Origin of the sequence: Leptothoe kymatousa TAU-MAC 1615 (assembly GCF_018739865.1) — a bacterium.
GTDB classification, from domain to species: Bacteria; Cyanobacteriota; Cyanobacteriia; order Phormidesmidales; family Phormidesmidaceae; genus Leptothoe; species Leptothoe kymatousa.
In genome coordinates, this window is record NZ_JADOER010000015.1 from 53,279 (window position 1) to 74,450 (window position 21,172).

Genomic DNA, 21,172 nt, shown 5'->3' on the forward strand with positions numbered 1-21,172 from the left:
GCAGTCTGTAAGATTGCCTCCCTAAGCTAGCTTTCCTCTAAATTAGTTAGCTTGATATGGAATGTTGTCTACGGTCTGTTTTTACGCAAAGGTAAAGTCAGTCACATTAAATGCCCCTCCTGTAAAGCGCGCTACTAAATCATGGGTATTGCTAGTGTAAAGCTCTGTTTTCTCATCATTGTAGTAATAATCACTAATGCCACCGGTGAGCTGAATCGTATCGACACCACTCTTGAAATCAGCAATTTCAGCAAAATCATATTCACCGGAAATAGAGTAGAAGACCTTTCCAGATTCCCCTAAAACAAATGTGTCTCTACCACGACCACCAATCAAATGATCGGTTTCATAGGCCCCAGGATGAGAATCAGACCGATTAACACCAATCAAGGTATCTCGACCACCGCCCCCCACAAGGCAGTCATGTCCAGCACCACCTTCCAGGTAGTTAGCTTTGTTATTACCGATAAGGTGATCGCCATTATCAGTACCAATGACATCTACAAAATTTTTGACATTAAAATTTAGTTCACCTAAACCGGGAACATTTCGTACAGTCAGACTCTTGTTGGAAAGATCAACATAAAAAGACGTAACACCACTGATACTCGTAGAACCATCAATTGTGTTGTTAAGCCCAGCAGCGCCAATAATAGTTTCAACACCAAAGATCTGATCCGTGCCGATGGAGCCTTTTTGAACAATGCCAGCAGCCTTTAGCGTGATTTTTTGGCCCAGGTCACTGTAATCGGCTGTATCTAGGCCTTTACCGCCTTGAAAAATATCATTGCCCTTGCTACCGATAAGCGTATCAGCACCCCGACCACCGTTTAAAGTGTCGTTCCCTTTGCCTCCGTCAAGATAATCACGGCCTTTCCCCCCAAAAAGACTGTCGTCACCACGTTTTCCAAATAATGTATCATTTCCACTTCGACCTTTTAAACTGTCGTTACCGTTAGTACCTTTAATCGTTTGATTATCAGACATTGCTTATTTAAAGTAACATTGAGTTAAATTGTTTGCAGCACATAGCGATGTGCAATAGGCAGGCCATTGCATGACAAAGCTCTAAAAGAAAAAAGATGTAATACGACAACATCTAAGGAATCTAGCTAGAGCAATTTAGGCCTATGCCAGAAAAAGTCCCCCTTAGATAGCCTTAGTCAATACAGAGTAGTTTTGACTAACAACAAAAATATAGAGCGTAGCGCATGTTCTTTTCTGTAGGAAAATGTATGGTTACCCTAAGTTTTTTGTATGCACAACAAACTAAAAAAACGATAAAAAATATGTTCCTAGGGCTGAGGGCTTATAATTAATAAAGATTTCAATATGATTAATAGGTAAATATAAACCGTTTTCAAAAATCTCCCAAAGAGTTTTCAGTGGTTGGTAATTTCGGGAACAATATAAAATATTCCACAATAAAAAGCATTGAAAAAACTCTTCAATGCTTTCATTCGGTGAATAAATTATCTTTGCAGATATTAAATATCTAATTAAATATTGACATACGACTTTCTCGGAATGCAGCTATCGGAGTTGCTATTGTATCAAGCATCCTGCGTTGTTTTAGAGGGCTGTAGATACATGCTCAAAAAGACATAGGCGGCTGTGAGGTTTAATGTTTCTAGGGCAGCTAAAATTTCTGGTACGGAGTCTGCCCATGGGTCTTGACTTTCATCCACCCATTGATTGACTGTTGAACAGTCTATTCCCATGGTCTCTGCTAGGTGCGTTTGGGTAATGGCATACTGGGCCATTACATGTTTCAAGGCTTCTCCTGCTTTTGTCATAGCGATTTAAAATTCTCGAAAAACAATATGGGCGTTATTTATTGATGCTCTTAGCTGTGATTCTTCATCAATGGAAATAACAAGGTCGCAGAGGGTCAAGGCAACCTTGTTATGCTCGTGGTGATCGTTTACGTCCCAATTTTCCTAGGTACTTTCTATGTCGATCGCATCTGGCCATTTTTCAATAAATAATGTCTATTAGAAATAGTTTTAGGTAATCTCTTTAAACAGTTATCAAAGGCTACCCTTGAAAATATTGTTGCCAGTACGATGGGATTTCCTTAGGGGATGTTTTGGGAATATTCTAAGAACGATCAAGGTTGTCCCCCATGTGTTTTCTATCGTGGCATACTGACGGGAGGTTGTCTAATGTTATTCAGGGTATAACAGGGGGGAGCACTATGCCCATGGGGGTAAAGTAAGGTGGTGCCCAATAAGTCTTTATGGACATTCCTGTCGGTTTTGGTGAAATCTTCTCATGGGCTTAAAGAAAAGTCTCTGCTGCCTAGTTTTCTTTGCAAAGTCTTTTTGTGTTGATTGTAGTAAAAGGTTGGTAATGCTTACCCTTTGGGGCAGTGCCCTCGCGGATAGTTAACATAAGGCTCTCTATGCAATTGGTCTGAATATACCAAATTAAATTGGTCCAAGCATTGGTAAAACTAAGGGCTGGTTAAAATTAAAAGCAGGGTCTTTTTCTTGAAATCATGGCTTAACAAGCCTTTTGGGATTAAACCGTGGAGTCGTTGCTTAACGGCTCCTAAGATTAGGAATGGCGATTAAATAAATTCCAATTTTGCCGGACTAACCCCGAGGGAGACGTTGCCCGTTAGGCTTGCCCATGCTGCTCGGGCTATACGACTCCGCTCAGGCTTCTGTGACTAGCTGTGAAAACTATGGATTTAAAGGGTTTCGCTGTCCTTAGGGGAATGCACATAAATAAATTCCTAATCACAGAATATGTCGTAGGACCTCCTCCCCTTAAGAAGGGGAGGTGCCGTAGGCGGAGGGGTCTGGACCGATAGCGCTAACTGTCGATAACCCCCTGTAAGTCCCCCTTACGAAGGGGGACAACACACCTCGAACATGTCTCAAAGAGGTAGATTATTTTCATGCAGACGCCTTAGTGGATTGCCTAGTCGAATGGTTTGTAGGTCGAAGCCCGTACATGACTAATTACGTGTGAGGGCCTATCTGTTGTTTTTGATGGGTAAAATATGGGTATGTCTAAGTGCCGTCAATTAGGTATTTCAGTCCATGTATCAAGTTGGTGGGAGCTTATCTTCCGATGCCCAGAGTTATGTCTGTCGTGCTGCCGATGATGAACTCTACAATGCTTTGATTCAGCGACAATTTTGCTATATTTTAACGGCTCGACAGATGGGGAAATCGAGCTTGCGAGTGCGCACCATGGCTCGTCTCCAGCAGGCAGGTATCCGCTGCGGTCTGTTGGATATGACCATGCTAGGTACCCATGAAATTAGTCAAGATCAGTGGTATGCCAGTTTGGTGCGGCGACTGATTCGCACCTTTCGACTGCCCACCCAGTTTCGGGCTTGGTGGCAGGAACGCCAATGCCTGTCTCCTGTGCAGCGACTGGCGGAATTTTTAGACGACGAACTGCTGGGGCATATTGAAGCACCGATTGTTCTGTTTATGGATGAAATCGATGTGCTGCTGCAGCTAGGGTTTGTGACGGATGACTTTTTTGCGCTGCTGCGAGCCTGCTACAACAACCGTGCCGATAACCCAGCGTACAAGCGATTGACGATTGCTTTGGTGGGTGTGGCGGTGCCTGGGGATTTGATTAAGGATCCGGTGACTACGCCGTTTAATGTTGGTCGTGCGGTTACGTTACATGGACTGCAACGGGAGGATTGTTGCCCTCTGGTGCAGGGCCTACAGACATTGGTGAATAACCCTGATGAAACGGTTCACCATATTTTGGCTTGGACCGGGGGGCAACCTTTTTTGACTCAGAAGCTGTGTCAGCTGGTGGGGCGATCTGCGGCAAATCTGGGGGAGGCGATCACCGTTGATTTGTTGGTGCAAAAACATATTATTGACAATTGGGAAGCCCAGGATCAGCCTGAACATTTAGGAACTATTCGCGATCGCATCTTATATAACCCCGTATTGGCCGGTCGTGTGCTGGGGATCTATCAACAACTGCTCCAAGGGGAAGACATTGCCACCGACGACAGCGAACCCCAACTGGTGCTGCGGTTGTCGGGGTTAGTCATCGATGCCCAGGGGCGTTTGGCCATTGCCAACCCCATTTACCAAGCGGTCTTTGATCAGCGCTGGGTGGCTCAACAGTTAGACGCCCTGCGCCCCTATGGCCCCACCTTTGAACAATGGCTGGCCGCGGGGGGGCAGACCCAGGAACATTTGCTTAAAGGGTTGGAGCTACAAGCCGCCCTAGCCTGGGCTGACACCAAACAACTGAGCGATGCCGACTATCGCTTTTTAGCAGCCAGCCAGGCGGCAGAAAAAAACCAGGTGGAAGCCACCCTGGCCCAGGAAATAGAGGAGCGAGAACGGGCAGAATTTGCCCTGGCTGCCGCCACCGAAGCCACCCAAGTCTTGGCCCACAGCCGACGGCAGGCAAGAAAGCACGCGACGCGGCCGCGCAACATGGCGGGGTGGATTGCGGGGGCCGCCATGGGAGCGACGGCACTGGTGGGAGCCGTGCGCATATTCGGCGGATTACAAAACCTAGAGCTAGCGATGTTAGATCGCTATTTTCGTTGGCGACCCACTGAAACCATTGAACCGAGGGTGGTGGTGGTGACCATTGATGAACCAGATATCCAAACCATTGGTCAGTTTCCGATCCCCGATGCCATCTTGGCCAAAGCGTTGAAAACAATCGACAGCTATGGCCCCCGCCTGATTGGATTGGATATGTATCGCGACCTGCCGGTGGAACCTGGCCACGGTGACCTGCTCGCCACCTTGGAACAGCTCCCCAATCTGATGGCTATTGAAAAAGTTATGGGCACCCCCATTGCTGGGCCACCGGTCCTACAAGGTAGCGAGCGCCTAGGGTTTGCCGATCAGACGTTAGATAATGATGGCACCGTCCGCCGCGCCCTATTAAGCATGAGCGCCGATGGGGTGACAGCGGCGGATGATGGCAGTGACGTTATCTTTAGCTTTCCCCTCAAACTCAGTTTGGCCTATTTGGCGGCTGACGGAATCAATTCTGTTGCGTTGCCAGAAAACCCCAGCTATCAGCAACTGGGGCGAACGGTGATCAAACCCCTGATCCGCAACCATGGGGGCTATACCAGGGCTGAAATGGGGGGATATCAAGTTCTGTTGAATTATGCCGGCAACTTACCTACGGTGTCTATTACCGATGTGTTGACTGACCAGGTCGATCCAGATACGATTCGCGATCGCATCGTACTTGTGGGCTCCAGTGCGTCCACCGTCAATGATCTGTTACTCACCCCCTACACCCAAACCGACAATGGCTACATGCCGGGGGTTACGGTTCATGCCCACACCATTACCATGGTGCTCAGTGCGGCCCTCGACGGTCGTCCCCTGATTCGCACATACCGACGGCAGTGGGATTGGCTGTGGATTTTGTTGTGGGCCACCGGGGGAGCCTTGGTCGCCGCCCGGTGGCAGCATCAACCAGGTATTGTGTTAGCCCTAACAACAATTTCAGTGGGGGGGCTGGTGGCGGTGACCTATGGTGCCTTCCTGTGGGGCTGGTGGGTGGCGGTGGTGCCCCCGGCCCTAGGCTACATTATGGGCGTAGTTGCCATTCCGGTGGTGACGGCCCGTCAGCTAGATCGGCGCATTTTGCGCCAGGTGATGGCCGACTTGGTAACGGTTGCCCAAGAAAAACCGGCGGTGGGAAAAATTGCGATCGCATATCTAAAGCAGGCAGAAAATACAGAAACCCAAACTCTGATTAATACCTACGAACACGAAATCCTCAGTTCTTTTACCTCACGGCACGAGAATAATGGGCGCGATCAACAACTAAATCCACCAGGTCATACCAGTAACCATTCTCGCTCAACCACTGAGCCATAGCTTCGGGGGTATGGACAACAGACTGGCTGGTTTCCAATTCTGTACGGTGCACCCAACCGGTTAATATCGGATCGTTTAGGGTCATAAAATTACCGCACACCAGGGTTAAGGACCATTCGTAGGTGACGCCAGGCGTTAGGGCCGGAGCATCGTCGGGTAAGCCAAACCCAACCCATCCGGTTTGGGGGGAAATTGGCACCATGGCTTGGCGATAGTCCTCTGGCGACTCACCACGAAATGTTAAAAAAACTTGTTTTGCAGATGTTGCTGGCATATCAACAAAGATCTGGGGATGATCTTTTAAGGTAAGGCCAAAGCGATCGGCGGGGAGTAAAGGTGCGATTACGGCTTCGTCAGGAGAACAACTGAGGGGACGACGGGAGCTGCCATTACCCGCTGTTTCAGGGCGACCAATATCCGGTGGCTTAAATTCCGTTAGCCACTGGTCTAACAGGTCAGGCGTGGAGGCTGATGCGCCAGTTGCCATGCCCAATAGAGAGCCCAGGGCCACCATGCCACTGGCAAGACATCGACGTAAGGGTGCTTTTTTCTGAAGAAGGTAGTACACAGTTAACGATATTGAGATTTTAAAAAGGATGTTGCCGATCCTCAGAATGACTTTATCTGGTAAATCCAGCCTATGCGGCCACGTTCAAGATCTTTTTATTCCCCAAATCAGCAACGGTAAACAAGAAAGCTACGACACCAACCACCAGCAACCAATGAAACCAGGTCTTATTTGAAGAGACTTCGCCAATTTCTACGTTGCTGAACTCACACATGGATCAGGGCATGTGTGTTTTAATCACACAAAACTCAACGCGGGATCACACATTTTTATACAGAAACAAACAATACTTTTATTATATGATTTCTTGGCCTATATAACGTTGGCATATTGGTAAAGGGGTTTAAAGTTTTCATTATTGCCAATGCCCTCCAATCAAAGGGTTTAAAGTTTTTATTATTGTCAGTGCCCTTCAATCAAAGGGTTTAAAGTTTTCATTATTGCCAATGCCCTCCAATCAAAGGGGTTTAAAGTTTTCATCATTATTGTCAGCACCCTTCAACCAAAGTTGTTTGGACAATCGTGATACAGACAACCGTGGGCTGAGCACTTCCAATCTACGGTTGCTTGTTTGCTGTCCATAGTGGCCCTATGCCCCTTGGATTAACATACATACTCTTCGAGGAAAGCACACAAATTCATACAGCAAGATGTATGGATACTTAGATATTGTTTGCATGGTTAATAGTCATAACCATAGGTCCTTTAGTCAGGGTAGTCATGGCACAGCAGACAATAACAACAATGATGACGTCAAATGACTGGGTATTCATCGCAATATCGATTTATACCATCGCTACGGTGACGTCGATTTACATAGCGGTAAGCTTGATGCTGGAGTTTAGACAAATGTTCATTCAAGAATCGAGACTTGATTATTTTGAAAGCCTGAATATACAAAAGCCTTCCCATCAGTTAGTAGGAAATCCTAGGGCTGTTTGGATGGTTTTGCGCAGGGTTTGCTCTGGGGCGGTTTTCCCCACATCCCTTCAAAAGTCCTCCCAATGCGAAGAAACATCCAAAATGAATGCCTAAAATCCTATGCAAAAATGGCTATAAAGCCTGATCAGCAAGCTTAGGAGCTGTTAAGAAATTAATTCATGGGGTAAGCCTGAAAGGCTTATTAAGTCATGATTTAACCCAAAAAGGCCATGATTTTAATTTTTAACCAGCCCTTAGCTGAAAGCCCTTGAGATTTTGGGCTGAGATCGCAAATGGATATCTGCATGCCTTTTTAGGTATGGCTAAGATCGCAAAAAACAATCCCAGCGCTTACCATCCAAGCCAATGTTGAATCCCCCATAGCTTTTAACGGCTCAAACTTTGAGTGCTGCTAATCCTGAAGATAACTCCAATGGGCTTGATGTAGCCTGAAATCTTACATAAATCCTTCATCTTCTAACAGCAGACGTTGTGCTGCCAAATAGGTCCTTAGCCCCATGTCAGGCCTCAATGTTGTTAGCTACCATCAAGAGGGATTTAGTTCTTTAGCTGTATTATGGTCATAACTAATCGAAACGGTCAACAAACGTCCATCCTAAGCCCTGTCAGGGGAGCCGTAGAGGTGATGACTGTCTATTTGGTAGGGATGGTGATAGTTTTTTTGCTACTTTCAGAACGATATTTGCTGGATTAACAAGCCCTACAGGTCGTTAAGAAATTACTTCACGGTTTAATCCGAAAAGGCTTGTGCAGCCATGTTTTGAAGGAACAAGGCCATGATTTTAATTTTTAACAAGCCCTAACGGGTCGTTAAGAAATTACTTCACGGTTTAATCCGAAAAGGCTTGTGCAGCCATGTTTTCAAGGAACAAGGCGATGATTTTAATTTTCAAAAAGCCCTAACTCCCTTGAAATTAATCGTCAGAATGTTTTGTCGATCGTCACAATGTACAAGAACAACGTCCCTAGTTTGGGTCAAGCTATGACTGACCCAGAGCAAGCTTTAGTCGTGGCGAAGGGCCACCACCAAGCTACCAAACAAATTGAAGCCATGGAATAAAGAAAAAAAGGTTCAAAAAATTAGCCTAGGCAAATCACCCAGAAAAACAGTCGCTGTAATTTGTCCCATGACTTTAGTCATGGTCAATTTTTATGGCTTTAGGGAGACCATAGAGGTGACGGATGGCAGATGTCGAAATCTTTTTCCATGCCTAGATTAATAAGGCGTGTTCGTAACACAAGTTATCTGATTTTTCGTGAATCTTCTGGATAAACTATCTGGAACGTATTACCCATAAAGGGTTGAAGCCCATGGTTATCTGATGTGGCAGGCCATATTACAGAGTATAGTTAACCCCCATACACTGTGGCCGACAGCATGACACATTTTCATACAGCAACTTTAAGTGAGTGGGCATAGGATATTTCTAAGAGAGTGACTTTAACAAACAGCTATTTTATGTTTCCTGAATCTTCTGCGCGGGTGTCCCTAGATCTACGGCACTTACAAACATTTTTAATTGTTGCAGAGGAAATGAGCTTTAGCCGAGCGGCCAAGCGATTAGGCATTTCCCAGCCACCCCTCAGTCGTCAGATCAGTCGATTGGAGGCAAACCTTGGCATTAAGTTGTTTGAACGTACGCGCCCCCAGATCAAGCTAACGGCTGCCGGTAAAGTTTTCGCGGAACATGCAAGTGGGCTTTTGCAACAGTTTGAACATAGTGTTCAATTGGCAAAACGTATTGCCAACGGTAATCAGGGAGAACTTAAGATTGCCATTGATAGTGCTGTACCGGCCTGCGATCGCGCCGTCTCCTTAACTAAAAATCTGGGCAAGAATGCGATCATCCAAGAGATGGCCCATGGGGAGCAATGCAAAGCAATCCAGGCTCACCAGATGGACATTGGGTTTATGGCGCCCCAGCGGGTACCAGGGGATTTGATTATACATGTGCTCAAATATGAGCCTTTGGTGGTTATCTTGCCGAGCCATCACCCCTTGGCCATTAAATCGCAACTGTCGTTTTACGACTTAGCCGATGAACCGTTTGTTATGCATAAGGACTATGCTGATATCGTCACCCTAAATATGCGCTACAGCCTGCAGCTATCGCAATTTCAGCCCCCGGTGGTGCAAACGGCCTCAGACCGCCATCTGATTATGAGCTTTGTGGCGGCGGGGCTAGGCATATCGCTATTGCCCGCATCCACCATTGCCAGCTGCCCCCGCAACGATATTGTTCATCTTCCGTTAGAACAAAACATAGAAATCATTTCCCTAGCGGCGGTATGGCATCGCAACAATACCAATCCAGATTTGACCACATTTATCGATTTGATTAAACAACAGATGCCCGACATGCGCTTAAATCGAATCAGTGAGCCGGTAAGCCTATCTGTTTGAAGTACCGCTGAACGGCCAGGGCCAGGGGAGGATATTTATGCCAGCGCCAATGACGAAATGGCAATAGGGAATGCGGGAAACATGGAGATCGCCACCGGCTTACTCTAACTAAGCGAAGATTTTAATCACCCCTATTTTTGGTTGTCATTTGTGGTGGTGGGCAATTGGCAGTAGCCATTGGCTTAATTAAAACAACATCTAGCCGTTAGAACGTGTTTAACAGTGCCAGGATGACCCCAATCATAAAAAAGGTACAGATTGGCGTTGGACCCAGATCAAATTCTTCACGCACATAGGAGAAAAATGCCTGGACAGCGGCAATGACAACAGTAACGCCAGCGGCTATACAGCAAACTTTGAAGAGCCAGGGGAAGAATGCTGCTCCGGCAGTTGTGTTTGTCCAGGGTAAAATTGGGGGGAGCTGGGTTAACAACCATCCTCCAGCCAGGAGTGCCACTGCACTCAAGATGAATGTCTTTAAAGTATGATTTTGTAGCGTTTTATTGCCTTTAAAGAGAACGGAAGACATGGGCTGTCACTCCACTAGTGAATCTTACCTCCAAGTGTATGGGGCTAGTTTGGAGGTATCTAGGGATAAATTGCTGACTAATGAACCTGTTTAATCCAACAATTTGCAGATTCGGCTTCATCAAAGTAATGGGCAGATTCAACGTTGGGAATGTTAATATTCTGCTCCCGTTTATAGTCTGAGCTCAGGAGAGAGCTGCAAAGTCCCAACTTATTCTGGCTCAGGGACCATGGTTTCAATGTCGTCAGCTTCGGTGGGTAACTCCGCCGTTAGCACATCGCAGCCACTGTCTGTAATCAGCACGTCGTCTTCAATGCGGATGCCCCGCACATCGGCAAACTGGGCCAGCCGGTCCCAATTGACAAGATTTTTGTAGAGATCGCAATTTCCCTTATCCTGCAAAATCCCCGGCACCTGGTAAAATCCGGGCTCAATGGTCACCACCATGCCCGCCTGCAGAGGCCGATCCAACCGCAAGAATCCCAACCCAAAGCGATCGCTGCGGCTGCGGCCAGGGGCATAGCCCGCCAAGTCCCCCAGATCCTCCATATCGTGCACATCCAGCCCCAACAGGTGCCCCACCCCATGGGGAAAGAACAGCGCATGGGCATCTTGGGCCACCAAATCATCCGGCTGACCCACCAAAATGCCTAAATCCACCAGGCCCGCCGCCAGGACACGACTAGCCAACAAATGCAGGTGCCGGTACTCCACCCCCGGCTTAGCCGCTGCAATACAGGCATCGTGGGCGGCGAGAACAATGTCATAAATCTCTCGCTGGGTGGACGAGAACTGGCCACTCACCGGCCAGGTGCGGGTAATGTCCGCTGCCCAGCCCGTCTCCGTTTCCGCCCCCACATCCGCCAAAATTAAATCATTCTCTCCTAATCCATGGTGATAGTGGTTGTTGTGCAGCACTTCCCCATGCACCGTCACAATGCTGTTATAGGCGCAGGTCATCCCCTGGGCCATAATCACCTGTTCCATGGCCGCCCGCACCTGGGCCTCGGTCAGGCCGGGTTGGGTGGCCGCCATGCCCGCTTTGTGGGCCGATACCGACACCGCCGCCGCCCGGCGCATTTCTTCGAGGGCGTAGTGATCGTGGCGCGATCGCAGTTGCACAATCGCCTGCAGCAGCTGCAAATCCTGGTGTTCAGCCCGTTTCGCCACCGGCAGAGACCGCCCCAACAGCTGTTCCTGGTGGGCGGCGGTGGCACTGTCCTGCACCTTCAGGGTGGCCACCGCATCACCAACAAACCGTTCCAGCTCCTTTAACGGAAATGCCTGTTCCGCCCCCATTTTATCCGCCAGCTCTTCGCGGCTGGGGCTGGGGCCGTGCCATAGGGCCTGGGCCGGTGTGGCCTCATCCATAAACAAGGCCAGCTCCCCATCCGCCAGGCGAATCACCGCATTTTCCAGGGGTAACCCGGCAAAGTATAAAAAATGGCTACTGGGGCGAAAGGGATGGGTATTGGCCGGAAAATTGCGCGGGGTGGCGCACCCGGACCATAGCAGTGCCGGGGCATTGAAGTGGCTAGCCAGGCGCTGGCGACGTTGTTTAAGCGTTGGGGCAAGGGGCATGGCGGGCGACCATGGGAATATGGCCGAGAATAACGTATGATTCCTTGAATTTAACCCCAATTCAGACTATGGTGCCTGCCAGTGACGCGGAAAAACTCATATTAGACTTGGTTACCCCCCTGGATGAAACCGAGATGGTGCCCGTGGGGGACTGCCTCGGCCGGGTACTGGGGGATACCATCCGCAGCCAGCTAGATTTTCCCCATTGGGATAATTCCGCCATGGATGGCTACGCCGTGCGCCATGGGGATGTGGCCACGGTGCCAGCCCAGCTGACGGTAATCGAAGAAATTCCCGCCGGGCAGGTGCCCCAGAAAACCCTGCAACCCGGCGAAACCGCCCGCATCTTCACCGGCAGCATGCTACCGGCCGGGGCAGACACGATTGTGATGCAGGAAAATACCCAGCGCCAGGGAGTCCAGGTCACCGTTTTAGAATCTCCCAAGGCCCAGGCCTTTGTGCGTAAGCGGGGAAGTTTTTACCAGGCTGGGGCAGAGCTGCTAACGCCGGGAGTTTGTGTCGGTGCGGCTGAAGTTGCCGTGTTGGCAGCGGCCCAATGTGAGATGGTGCCGGTCCGTCGGCGTCCTCGGGTGGCCATCCTGTCCACAGGGGATGAGCTGGTGACGGTGGATCAACCCCTGGGGCCAGGGCAAATTGTCGATTCTAACCGCTATGCCCTGGCGGCCCTGATTGCCCAGACGGGGGCCATCCCCGTGCCCCTGGGCATTGTGCCCGACCAAAAAGCCGCCACCCGCGAGGCCATTGCCGAGGCCCTAGCCCAGGCAGATATGGTGATTTCCTCCGGCGGTGTATCGGTGGGGGACTACGACTATGTGGATCAGATTCTGGCGGAACTGGGGGCCACGATCCATATTCGTGCGGTGGCGGTAAAACCGGGTAAGCCGCTGACGGTGGCCACCTTTGATGCTGAGGAGCAACGCCAGCTCTATTTTGGTTTACCGGGGAATCCGGTTTCTTCGCTGGTGAGCTTTTGGCGGTTTGTGCAACCGGCCCTACGCAAGCTCTCGGGGCTGGCCAGTGGCTGGGCCCCCACCTTTGTCAGCGCCACCACCGACAGCGACCTGAGGGCCGGGGGCAAACGAGAAACCTTCCTGTGGGGCCGGTTGTGCCTCGGTAATGATGGTTATCGCTTTACACTGGCGGCCGGTGGCCACAGTTCTGGCAATTTGGTCAACCTAACTCGCACCAATGGGTTAGCCCAGGTACCCCTGGGAGAAACCACAATCTCGGCTGGGAGCCAGATCCGGGCATTGGTGGTGGGGCAGGTATTCAATAGTTAGGGTGTCAGTAGAGACGAAATTGAGAGAGCGGGTTACCATGGGCGATGATTTCTTTCGTAGCCCAAACAGCCAATAACGTTTTGGCTGTTGCTGAACTTTAGGATGATTTTATCTGTCATAGCTAGCCATTGGCTGGTTTCGCAGCTCGTTTCATCCCCGCCATCAGCAATGGCTATTTTTAGCTAAATGGCTGTATGCAGTGCTGATTCAGTGCGCTAAAGTAACGCCATATTCAGCATTCATTTTCCTCTGGCTGATACGTTTATGACCCCCAAACGTCCCTTTAATCGTCACTCTAAACCTGTCCGTGTGCCCCGCCGTCAGTCCCCCACGGATGGGAGGGGCAGGCCAGAACCGTCCTATGCGGGGGTGGCGGCTGGCGACACGGCTGCCCCAGACACAGAGGCACCCATGCCTACAGAGGCACCCATGCCTGAGTCGAGCAAGCTGGGCGGTGTGGCGCTGCTGCGGTGGATCGGTAGCTGGCAGTTTTTGTTGCTGACCACCCTGGTGCTGCTGACGGGGACGGTGTCCCTGGCGATGTCGAGTTTGCTGCGCATGTCGAGTGTGCCCAACTGTCGGGCTATTTTCTGGCCGACGGCCTCGGCCGCCATGCGTTTGCAATGTGCAGAGTCCTATGCGGACCAGGGCAACGTTGACTTTTTGCTAGAGGCTATTTCCCTGGTGGAAAAGCTGCCGGACGATCATCCCCTGCGGGCTGAAATTAATGCGAAGGTAGAACGTTGGTCCAGTGAAATTTTGGATCTAGCCGACAATAAGTTTCATGAGGGGGATTTGGAAGCTGCGATCGCAACCGCCAACAAAATCCCCACCCACACCGCAGCAGCCGATAAAGTAGAGAGCACCGTTCGCCGCTGGCAGCGGATATGGGGAGACGCCTCAGAAATTTTTGAACAGGCCCAGACCAAGCTAGTGGAGGGCAACTTTAAGGATGCCTTTGGCCTGTCGGTGCGGCTGTTGGACGTCAGCAATGACCACTGGTCGAAAACCAAGTATGCCGAGCTCACCAAGCTGATTGGCATGGCCCGTGAAGACAGCCGCAAGCTGGGCAAGGTGAAACGGCTAGTCAATGCAGGCTCGATCAAAAGCTTTAAAGAAGCCCTTAAGCTGATTAACTCCATTAGTACCGAGAGCGTACTACACGGCGATGCTAAGGAACTAAAAGCCTCCATTGCCAAGGATATGCTGCGGGAGGCCGAACGATTTCTCGCTCGGCGGCAGGTGCCCCAGGCCGAAGAATTTTTGGCCGCCATCCCCCGCAATGAAGGTCTAGATGAAGAAATTGCGGATTTCCAGGTGTTTACCGATGCCTATCGCCGCGCCTGGAGCGGCGATGCCTTGGGGTTGGATTCTGCCATCACCCGCCTCCAAAGCATGGGCCCCGATCGGCCCCTCTATGGCCGTGCCCAGGAGTTAATGGGGCAGTGGCGGGCTGAAATTAAGGCCCTGGCCCAGCTGGATCGGGCACGGCAAATTGCGGCCCCTGGCAATGTTAACGATCTGCGCTCTGCCATTATTCAGGCCCGCCAGGTGAGCCGAAAAAACCCCCGTTGGGATGAGGTGTCTACCCAAATTAACCAGTGGGAAGAACGGGTGGAAACGACGGAAGATTTGCCGATTTTGAATAAGGCGGATCAGCTGGCTGGGGTGGGCACCCCCCAGTCCCTAAAGCTGGCCATCCGGGAAGCGCGGCGGATTCGTTCCGGTCGGGCGTTGTCACCGCAGGCGGAAACGCGCATTGATCGCTGGCAGAAGAAGCTCGAAGCAATTGAGGATCGGCCCTTGCTGGATGAAGCACGCCGGTTGGCCACCACTGGGGATTTAGGCGCTGCGATCGCGGCAGCCTCCCGCATTTCCCCCGAACGCGCCCTGTATAGCGAAGCCAAAAACGATTTAGATAGCTGGCGCGATCAGCAACAAAACCAGACCCGTTTGCTAGAAGCCAACAACATTGCCCGCTCTGGCGGCGCCAACGATCTGGCCCGAGCCATTGTCACCGCCAATCAAATTCCCGCCACCAGTAGTCAGCATAGAACGGCCCTAACCCGGATTAATCAATGGAGTTGGGATCTGCTTAGCCTGGCGGAAAGTGAGTCCAATAACAACCTGCAACGTGCCATTAGCCTGGCACAACAGATTCCATCCCAGGCCACCGCCTATTCCAATGCCCAAAACCGTATTCAAGACTGGCAGCGTGTTGTAGACCAACGGCAAGTGCCGGAAACCATAGAACTGACCAGCCCGGAGGCGCAGGAAGAACAAGCCGAGCCAGCCGATCAGGAAGACCAAGAACAGCCCTTACTGAATTAATCAAGGAGCTGCCATGGGCGCTTCCTCTTACAGATCGCTTGGTAAGAGAAAGACTTAAAAGATTAGACCGAGGTCTATCCCTTCTACTGGGTGCAACAGTTAGGCATGGGTTGTTCAGCAACCTCCGCCAGGTTCACTGACGATAGAAGATTCGTCCAAGCATTGGCAATATCTGGATCATTCGGCGCACTTTGATAAAGTTCCCCCAATAGAGTGATGGCGTCTTGCCAAAGACCATTACTAGCGTAGATGGCGGCTTGCTCTTTGGGGGTAGCCTCTGCTAGCGATAGATCTACGCTTGGGTCTACGGTCACCCGAGCAATGGAGCCATAGACAAAGGGTGGATTTACAGGGTCACAATTAGCAACTAGGGACCATGTATATAATTTATTTACCTGTATAGGGACATCCCCAGGCAAGGTGAACTGTATGATCCCTTCAGTGCTAGTAGCTAGAGTACTTTCATAAAGGGTATTTTCCTGGTCATCCTGTAGAACAAATTCGAAGGAAACAGAATCTGGAAAATTAGGCACATAAAACCAAAACCTAGGGCTTTCCTGGGTAGTGACGCTCAGCACCGATTCATAGTCTTTATTATTCAATTGCCCCAATGTGTCACTAACAAGAGGCTCTCGAGTTCGTGGCACCAACGCAGTTAAGTCTAATGGGGTGGATGGGACACAAGCGGGGGGAGTCTCATTGCGAGTTGCCGAGCCCCGTCGCCCAGGGGGGGAGCCTAAGCTAGCCAAAATGGGGGCGCTGTAGTTATAGCTGGGGGTGTCAATGGTGCTCTGTTGAGCTTGGGCAACCGACAATGGTGATAGACATGGGCATAACAGCACACTGCTCCATAGGGCAAAGATGACTGGAGATAGTTTCATAAAGCCTCCTGTACGTTAGTTTTTTCACGGAACAACAAACGAGATAATGACGGATAATCAGAAATAGGAACACTCGCCATAATGACTAACAGTAAAATTGCTGCGGGCACCCAAGGCACCCAATAATAGGACTTTACCAATAGCAACCCACACATACCTAAAAGACCTAATTCCGTGCCCATTAAAATCAGGGCCCAATAGTTGAAAAAGTGTTTTGCTTTATCCCTACGTCTAAATAAGAGCACTTCAATGAGTAAGCTCCCCCCACATCCCCAGGCAACAATCCAAAGGGTCTCCCCCCATTCTGGCCAGGTTTTTAGCAGTGGACGATCATCTAAAACCGCGCTAATTAAGTGACTGGTCATTTGGGCCTGCATAAACACCCCCTTGGTTTGGTGCTCTATCCGGGGGCTCTTGCTATAGGGCGTCATCCAGTAATCGCCAAAACTGTTGGCGGTAGTGCCAATTAGGACGATGCGATCGCGAATTGCCTCTGGATTTACGTTTCCTGTTCTTAATTGTGTCAATGTAATCTGATTAGCAATTTGTTTAGGACTATCTAAACTGCGATAGTTTAGCAATAATTGGTGCCCCCAGGCTTCGATGCCTCGGTAGCCCCCCGCATTGGACCCAATGGGCTTAAAGGTAACGTCTTCAATTTGTAAATAGCCTTCAGGGGAAGCCTGGATTGTCATCCCTTCCTTGGAGAGATAATGCAAAGCCAATTGAGCACCTAAGCTATAGGTAGCTAAACAAGGAGATGTCGGTTGTGGCGTTATCGCCAATAGCTGTCGTCGCAATACACCGTCAGCATCGGCGATGGAGTCACTAAAGCCAATCCGATTGGTCGGCACTTCCGGCGGTGGCGCAATGCCAGGATTGTTGGTTTCAGCCTCACTACTCTTACAAACGGCAATAAACTTGTCATTCTCGGTCAGCTGTTGAGCTAACTCAGGTAACCCTGGTGGCGCTGAAAAGTCTCTATAAATATCCAGGCCAATTACCCGAGGCTGCATCTGTTCTAACTGCTTTAAACTATCCAGTAAGGCCTGGTCAGATAAAGATCCTCGAGGGTTTTCATGGCGCTGATTTTGAATGTCCTCTTCTGTAATGGTTACCACCACCAAACGCTCATCCGGGAGTTCCTTGGCCCGCAGACCGATGAAGCCATCAAACGCTTTTAATTCCCATCCCTGGAAAATCCCCATGTAGCGAAGGGCAATGACCATGATCGTCATTACCGCATGGGTGAGTAACCTCAACCCCAGTGGCAATGACGGTGGAGGTACTTTTTTTTGTAACAAACCACTCCACAAAAGAGGCCTATTTGCCGGATTTTGGTAAATGGTAGGAAGCCAAGAAGCGCAGGGATAATCATTTTCTAGGCCTTGTAATTTCTTGCGCGCTTCGCGCACAGCTAGAGAAAAATATTCTCCCCGAGCAAAGGCTTCTAAAAAGGCTTTCAGGAAAACATGGGCAACCGGATCTGGCACCACTTCCTGCATCACAAGAATGTGGGGGATTTGTAAATCGGCTAAGGATTGGGCTAGCCTTAGCCCGTCACAGGAGTTAAAAATAGCGATTTGCAACCCTCGTTGCACAGCGGTTTGCAATGCATTTTTGAGCTTGGGAACAGTAATGGTTTCGGTTGGGTTAATTTGAAAATGGCCAACTAATTGTTCTGTATTATCGTCGTCTTGCCTGACCTCAGTAAAGCTATGGCCTGCAAAAAAGATAAGGTCCCACCCTTGGACATCCCAAAGATATTGATCCAGGGTTGGTCGGTCGGGTTCAGTCAGGCAATGTACATCGGCTTCGGATAGGTGGTTTAATAGGGCCAAATCTGTATCGATATCTAGCCCCTGGCTATCCCCTAGGATGGCTAAAATTCTAACTTTTTTTCGATTTTTGGTGATGCTAGACAGATGTTTTTCGTAAATCAGCGCACTAAGGGAAATTTCTAATTTGGGGTAGCGATCGCAGATATCCCATAGGTGCCATGGTAATCGCTGCACCCTAATCTGTTGGGTCTGCACAATTAACTGCACTTTATCCTGTGGGTTCAGCTGCTCTAAAAACTTCTCTTGCACAGGGCGAAAAGACTTAGCCTTTAACCACTCATTAAAACGATGCTGGAGCTCTTCCGCCAAGTCGTGACAATCATCTAGATATGAGATATTACTCGCAAACCCATCCTGACTAATGCCTAACCGCAATGCAGCACTACCCAACTGGCGATAGCTAGTTTGCCATTTCTGATACATATCATCCAAGTCAGGTGCAGCCGGCAAAGCACCTAAAAGTTCAGTAGATGGAACTTCGCCTTCATTCCCGATTTGTAAGCTTACCGAAAAGCCCGTCGCTAACGTTCCATTATGTAGTTTTAAGGTAACTCGCTTATCCATCGATCGCCCCTAAACAATCAACTGTTCTGAATGCTCAATACCTTCCAAATTAAGCTGTGTGGTGACCGGTTCACCCGGCTGACCAATAAACTGTAGCTGAATGTAATTATCCGCCTGCCTTGCCTGGGCCTGCATAAACACCTGGCCCGACATCTCGAGAATGCGTAATTCTAAATTCGGTGGCAAATAGGGACGGCTCACCGGATAAACTTGTACACCAATATGGATTTCATCCACTGTTTTAGATTGTAATTGAATCAAAAGCAGTAACTGTTCCCGCCCTAGTCGTAACGACAGATCAATCAGCTTACCTTTGCGAACGCCAATTTCCGGTTCCTGTTTCAGTTGACGAAATAAGCTGTTTCTAACAGTAAACGCTGGCGTTAGCTGTGTTGTTTCAAACAACATATCCACTGTTTGCCAACCAGCCTCGATCCAACCAGGTTCAAAAATTTTGTCAAACCACTGACTTAGAGGGGCCATAACCTCTGATAGCCGTTCACCTACCGTAACAGTTTCAGATTGATTGCACCTATGGAGATGGTCAATCATTGCTTCTGGAGTGCTTAACTCTCGAAGTGCTAATGTTTCCTTTTCTACTACGGGCACGAAACCCAGCAATCGAGCGGTCTGAAAATTGTCACTCAATTCCACCACGCCATAGCCAATGCGGAGGGTCCAAGTCTCAGCAGGAAAAGAACAATGGGTGGCGTTTGCTAATACCGGACGACATTCCAACCTACCTATACCCGGCAGCACCAAATCTGCCACATTCGCCATCAAACGAGTCGTTTTATTCCAACTATCACTATTTTTCAGGTCAGTCTCAATACCAAGAATATTACAATAATCATGCATTACCCAAACAGCTAACGTATTGTGACGAACCTGGTTAGCTTTTTCCATCGACGGCTGTTCTGCTGCAAATTTATCAGCCATTTGTCTTGCAGCTTTTGGAATTGGCAGCGGCACCGCCACGTCATAACTAATATCAAAATCTTGTCGCATGATGTTTACCCTTAGAAACTGGATTGTTTAGATATCGTCTTTTACAGATAGCCTTGTTGTTGTCCAAACTCTCGTAGAATAGGCATACATTGTCGCTGGTAAAAGCTAGCCAATGTCCCGATCGAGATATTTAACTCTGCTGATAGATCTTTCCAAGGCACTTCCGGGGGCAACCGTTTTAGGATTAGTAAACGGCCGGTAATTTCAGGACGTCCCTTAATATGAATTTTCTCAAGACGCGGATCTGTTGCCGCCCACTGCTGCACTTCATCTAATATGGGTGGAATATCTGGCTGAGCTTCTAATCTGTCGATCGGATCAGTGGGTTTATCCATACTTCCCTTTGGATTTTTTGACTTATCAATATTTCTATGTTTTTCCGCTTGCCGAGCTATGTATTTATCCTTTAGCCGAAATTTCAAATAATTATTTAGCCAAGTAACAACACTGGCTTTCTCCGGATCATATGTACAACCTGTGTTTGATTCGCACAGGTTTTGGCAAAAATAAATCCAGGTTTGCTGTAACGCATCTTGATAGTACGGCACCTGTTCGTTCCAAAGCTGATCAGCAACCAACCGAATAATCTGCGTTAGTCGTTTTTGACGTATGGCACTACCCACGGGATGACGACACGCTTCAGCAACTAGGTCTTGGATTTGTTTCTGCGTTTTTTTCATCAAGAGTATCGCTCTGTAAAGGAACGATGGCTATTGGCTTCTATAAAGCTATCAGGCACAACCATATTTTTTTTGCAGCAGCCCTTCAAAAAAATACGGCTGATCCTTCAGTGTTACTGCGAACCGACATCAGATAATATTTTGCCGATGGCGTCATTGTAAAGATTTTTAATAAACGGAAGGTCCTGCTAATTCTCAAATCAGCATTAGTAAAAAAAATCACTGATTGAGACAATCTAGCCATCTATGCCGCAGATTATCCATCTTATTTAAAGAGAAAGGACCTCTCTCGAGCAAAATGCCATTTCAAATTAGTTAGATTTATGCAAAAAAACTAATAATCAACCCGATAAATGAATATGCGTTGAAAAATTGTTGTTGACTAAATCTAATCTCAGACAGTTCAACATTTTTAATGGTCGCTTTTACATTTTTTATTTAAAGCAGACACGCCATCCCAAGGGCTACATGAAATGCCCTGATAGCAAACATTCGTTTTCTCTGAACAGTCTTTAACCTCGATTAAGAGTGTTGACTGAACAGCCCCCTACAAAGTCGAATTCTCATCCATCCAGGTGCTAAGCAATGAAGAATACTGTAGCTAAAATCAATAGATTACCCGCATGCCAGGTAAAAAACGACTTACAACGCCTGAACTTAGGAAATATTCTGACTGTTTCAGATGTTTACTAT

The 21,172-nt window shown here is 48.8% G+C and carries 13 protein-coding genes; 4 read left to right on the forward strand and 9 right to left on the reverse strand.

The window, feature by feature from the left end; all coding sequences use genetic code 11:
- Positions 1–81: 81 nt before the first annotated feature.
- Positions 82–987 carry a calcium-binding protein gene (locus IXB28_RS15635; protein WP_215619542.1) on the reverse strand — a complete coding sequence of 302 codons (906 nt, stop codon included), beginning with the start codon at positions 985–987 and terminating at the stop codon, positions 82–84.
- A 566-nt stretch (positions 988–1,553) separates the two neighbouring features.
- Entirely contained in the window at positions 1,554–1,796 is a 243-nt protein-coding gene (locus tag IXB28_RS15640; RefSeq protein WP_215619543.1) for a helix-turn-helix domain-containing protein, read from the reverse strand.
- A 1,254-nt stretch (positions 1,797–3,050) separates the two neighbouring features.
- Here IXB28_RS15640 and IXB28_RS15645 point away from each other — a divergent pair.
- Positions 3,051–5,849: a CHASE2 domain-containing protein gene (locus tag IXB28_RS15645; protein WP_215619544.1), complete on the forward strand. Its 2,799-nt coding sequence runs from the start codon at positions 3,051–3,053 to the stop codon at positions 5,847–5,849.
- Here IXB28_RS15645 and IXB28_RS15650 read toward each other — a convergent pair.
- Positions 5,758–6,417 carry a DUF928 domain-containing protein gene (locus IXB28_RS15650; protein ID WP_215619545.1) on the reverse strand — a complete coding sequence of 220 codons (660 nt, stop codon included), beginning with the start codon at positions 6,415–6,417 and terminating at the stop codon, positions 5,758–5,760. The genes IXB28_RS15645 and IXB28_RS15650 overlap by 92 nt on opposite strands.
- Before the next feature lie 2,377 nt (positions 6,418–8,794).
- On the opposite strand from IXB28_RS15650, the gene IXB28_RS15655 reads away from it, so the two are divergent.
- On the forward strand, positions 8,795–9,763 hold the full coding sequence (locus IXB28_RS15655; protein ID WP_215619546.1) for a LysR family transcriptional regulator: 969 nt from the start codon (positions 8,795–8,797) through the stop codon (positions 9,761–9,763).
- A 205-nt stretch (positions 9,764–9,968) separates the two neighbouring features.
- Here IXB28_RS15655 and IXB28_RS15660 read toward each other — a convergent pair whose 3' ends face one another.
- Positions 9,969–10,292 (reverse strand): hypothetical protein, encoded by a 324-nt coding sequence (locus IXB28_RS15660; protein WP_215619547.1) that lies wholly within the window; start codon positions 10,290–10,292, stop codon positions 9,969–9,971.
- Positions 10,293–10,502: 210 nt separating this feature from the next.
- Complete coding sequence (locus IXB28_RS15665) at positions 10,503–11,873, reverse strand: aminopeptidase P family protein (protein ID WP_215619548.1); 1,371 nt, start codon at positions 11,871–11,873, stop codon at positions 10,503–10,505.
- A 68-nt stretch (positions 11,874–11,941) separates the two neighbouring features.
- Here IXB28_RS15665 and IXB28_RS15670 point away from each other — a divergent pair, with 68 nt between their 5' ends.
- Together IXB28_RS15670 and IXB28_RS15675 are read left to right on the forward strand one after the other, a co-directional pair.
- Positions 11,942–13,174, forward strand: a complete 1,233-nt coding sequence (locus tag IXB28_RS15670) for a molybdopterin molybdotransferase MoeA (RefSeq protein WP_215619549.1) — start codon at positions 11,942–11,944, stop codon at positions 13,172–13,174.
- Positions 13,175–13,438: 264 nt separating this feature from the next.
- The gene (locus IXB28_RS15675) at positions 13,439–15,505 is read left to right on the forward strand and encodes a hypothetical protein (protein ID WP_215619550.1); all 2,067 of its coding nucleotides are present in this window, start codon (positions 13,439–13,441) and stop codon (positions 15,503–15,505) included.
- Positions 15,506–15,588: 83 nt separating this feature from the next.
- On the opposite strand, the gene IXB28_RS15680 is transcribed toward IXB28_RS15675, so the two are convergent.
- The 4 genes from IXB28_RS15680 to IXB28_RS15695 are packed head-to-tail and all read right to left on the reverse strand — an operon-like array spanning position 15,589 to position 20,479.
- Positions 15,589–16,386 (reverse strand): DUF928 domain-containing protein, encoded by a 798-nt coding sequence (locus tag IXB28_RS15680; protein WP_215619551.1) that lies wholly within the window; start codon positions 16,384–16,386, stop codon positions 15,589–15,591.
- On the reverse strand, positions 16,383–18,791 hold the full coding sequence (locus IXB28_RS15685; protein ID WP_215619552.1) for a CHASE2 domain-containing protein: 2,409 nt from the start codon (positions 18,789–18,791) through the stop codon (positions 16,383–16,385). Before IXB28_RS15685 ends, IXB28_RS15680 begins: the two co-directional genes overlap by 4 nt.
- A 9-nt stretch (positions 18,792–18,800) precedes the next feature.
- Positions 18,801–19,799: a DUF1822 family protein gene (locus IXB28_RS15690; protein ID WP_215619553.1), complete on the reverse strand. Its 999-nt coding sequence runs from the start codon at positions 19,797–19,799 to the stop codon at positions 18,801–18,803.
- Positions 19,800–19,840: 41 nt separating this feature from the next.
- Positions 19,841–20,479, reverse strand: coding sequence for a sigma-70 family RNA polymerase sigma factor (locus tag IXB28_RS15695; RefSeq protein ID WP_215619554.1), 639 nt, complete (start codon positions 20,477–20,479; stop codon positions 19,841–19,843).
- Positions 20,480–21,172 lie beyond the last annotated feature (693 nt).

What these genes read in the sequence shown, in the direction of transcription:
- IXB28_RS15635 (WP_215619542.1), bottom strand. Translation starts at nt 987, where the DNA reads ATGTCTGATAATCAAACGATTAAAGGTACTAACGGTAACGACAGTTTA.
- IXB28_RS15640 (WP_215619543.1), bottom strand. Translation starts at nt 1,796, where the DNA reads ATGACAAAAGCAGGAGAAGCCTTGAAACATGTAATGGCCCAGTATGCC.
- IXB28_RS15645 (WP_215619544.1), top strand. Translation starts at nt 3,051, where the DNA reads ATGTATCAAGTTGGTGGGAGCTTATCTTCCGATGCCCAGAGTTATGTC.
- IXB28_RS15660 (WP_215619547.1), bottom strand. Translation starts at nt 10,292, where the DNA reads ATGTCTTCCGTTCTCTTTAAAGGCAATAAAACGCTACAAAATCATACT.
- IXB28_RS15665 (WP_215619548.1), bottom strand. Translation starts at nt 11,873, where the DNA reads ATGCCCCTTGCCCCAACGCTTAAACAACGTCGCCAGCGCCTGGCTAGC.
- IXB28_RS15670 (WP_215619549.1), top strand. Translation starts at nt 11,942, where the DNA reads ATGGTGCCTGCCAGTGACGCGGAAAAACTCATATTAGACTTGGTTACC.
- IXB28_RS15675 (WP_215619550.1), top strand. Translation starts at nt 13,439, where the DNA reads ATGACCCCCAAACGTCCCTTTAATCGTCACTCTAAACCTGTCCGTGTG.
- IXB28_RS15680 (WP_215619551.1), bottom strand. Translation starts at nt 16,386, where the DNA reads ATGAAACTATCTCCAGTCATCTTTGCCCTATGGAGCAGTGTGCTGTTA.
- IXB28_RS15685 (WP_215619552.1), bottom strand. Translation starts at nt 18,791, where the DNA reads ATGGATAAGCGAGTTACCTTAAAACTACATAATGGAACGTTAGCGACG.
- IXB28_RS15690 (WP_215619553.1), bottom strand. Translation starts at nt 19,799, where the DNA reads ATGCGACAAGATTTTGATATTAGTTATGACGTGGCGGTGCCGCTGCCA.
- IXB28_RS15695 (WP_215619554.1), bottom strand. Translation starts at nt 20,479, where the DNA reads ATGAAAAAAACGCAGAAACAAATCCAAGACCTAGTTGCTGAAGCGTGT.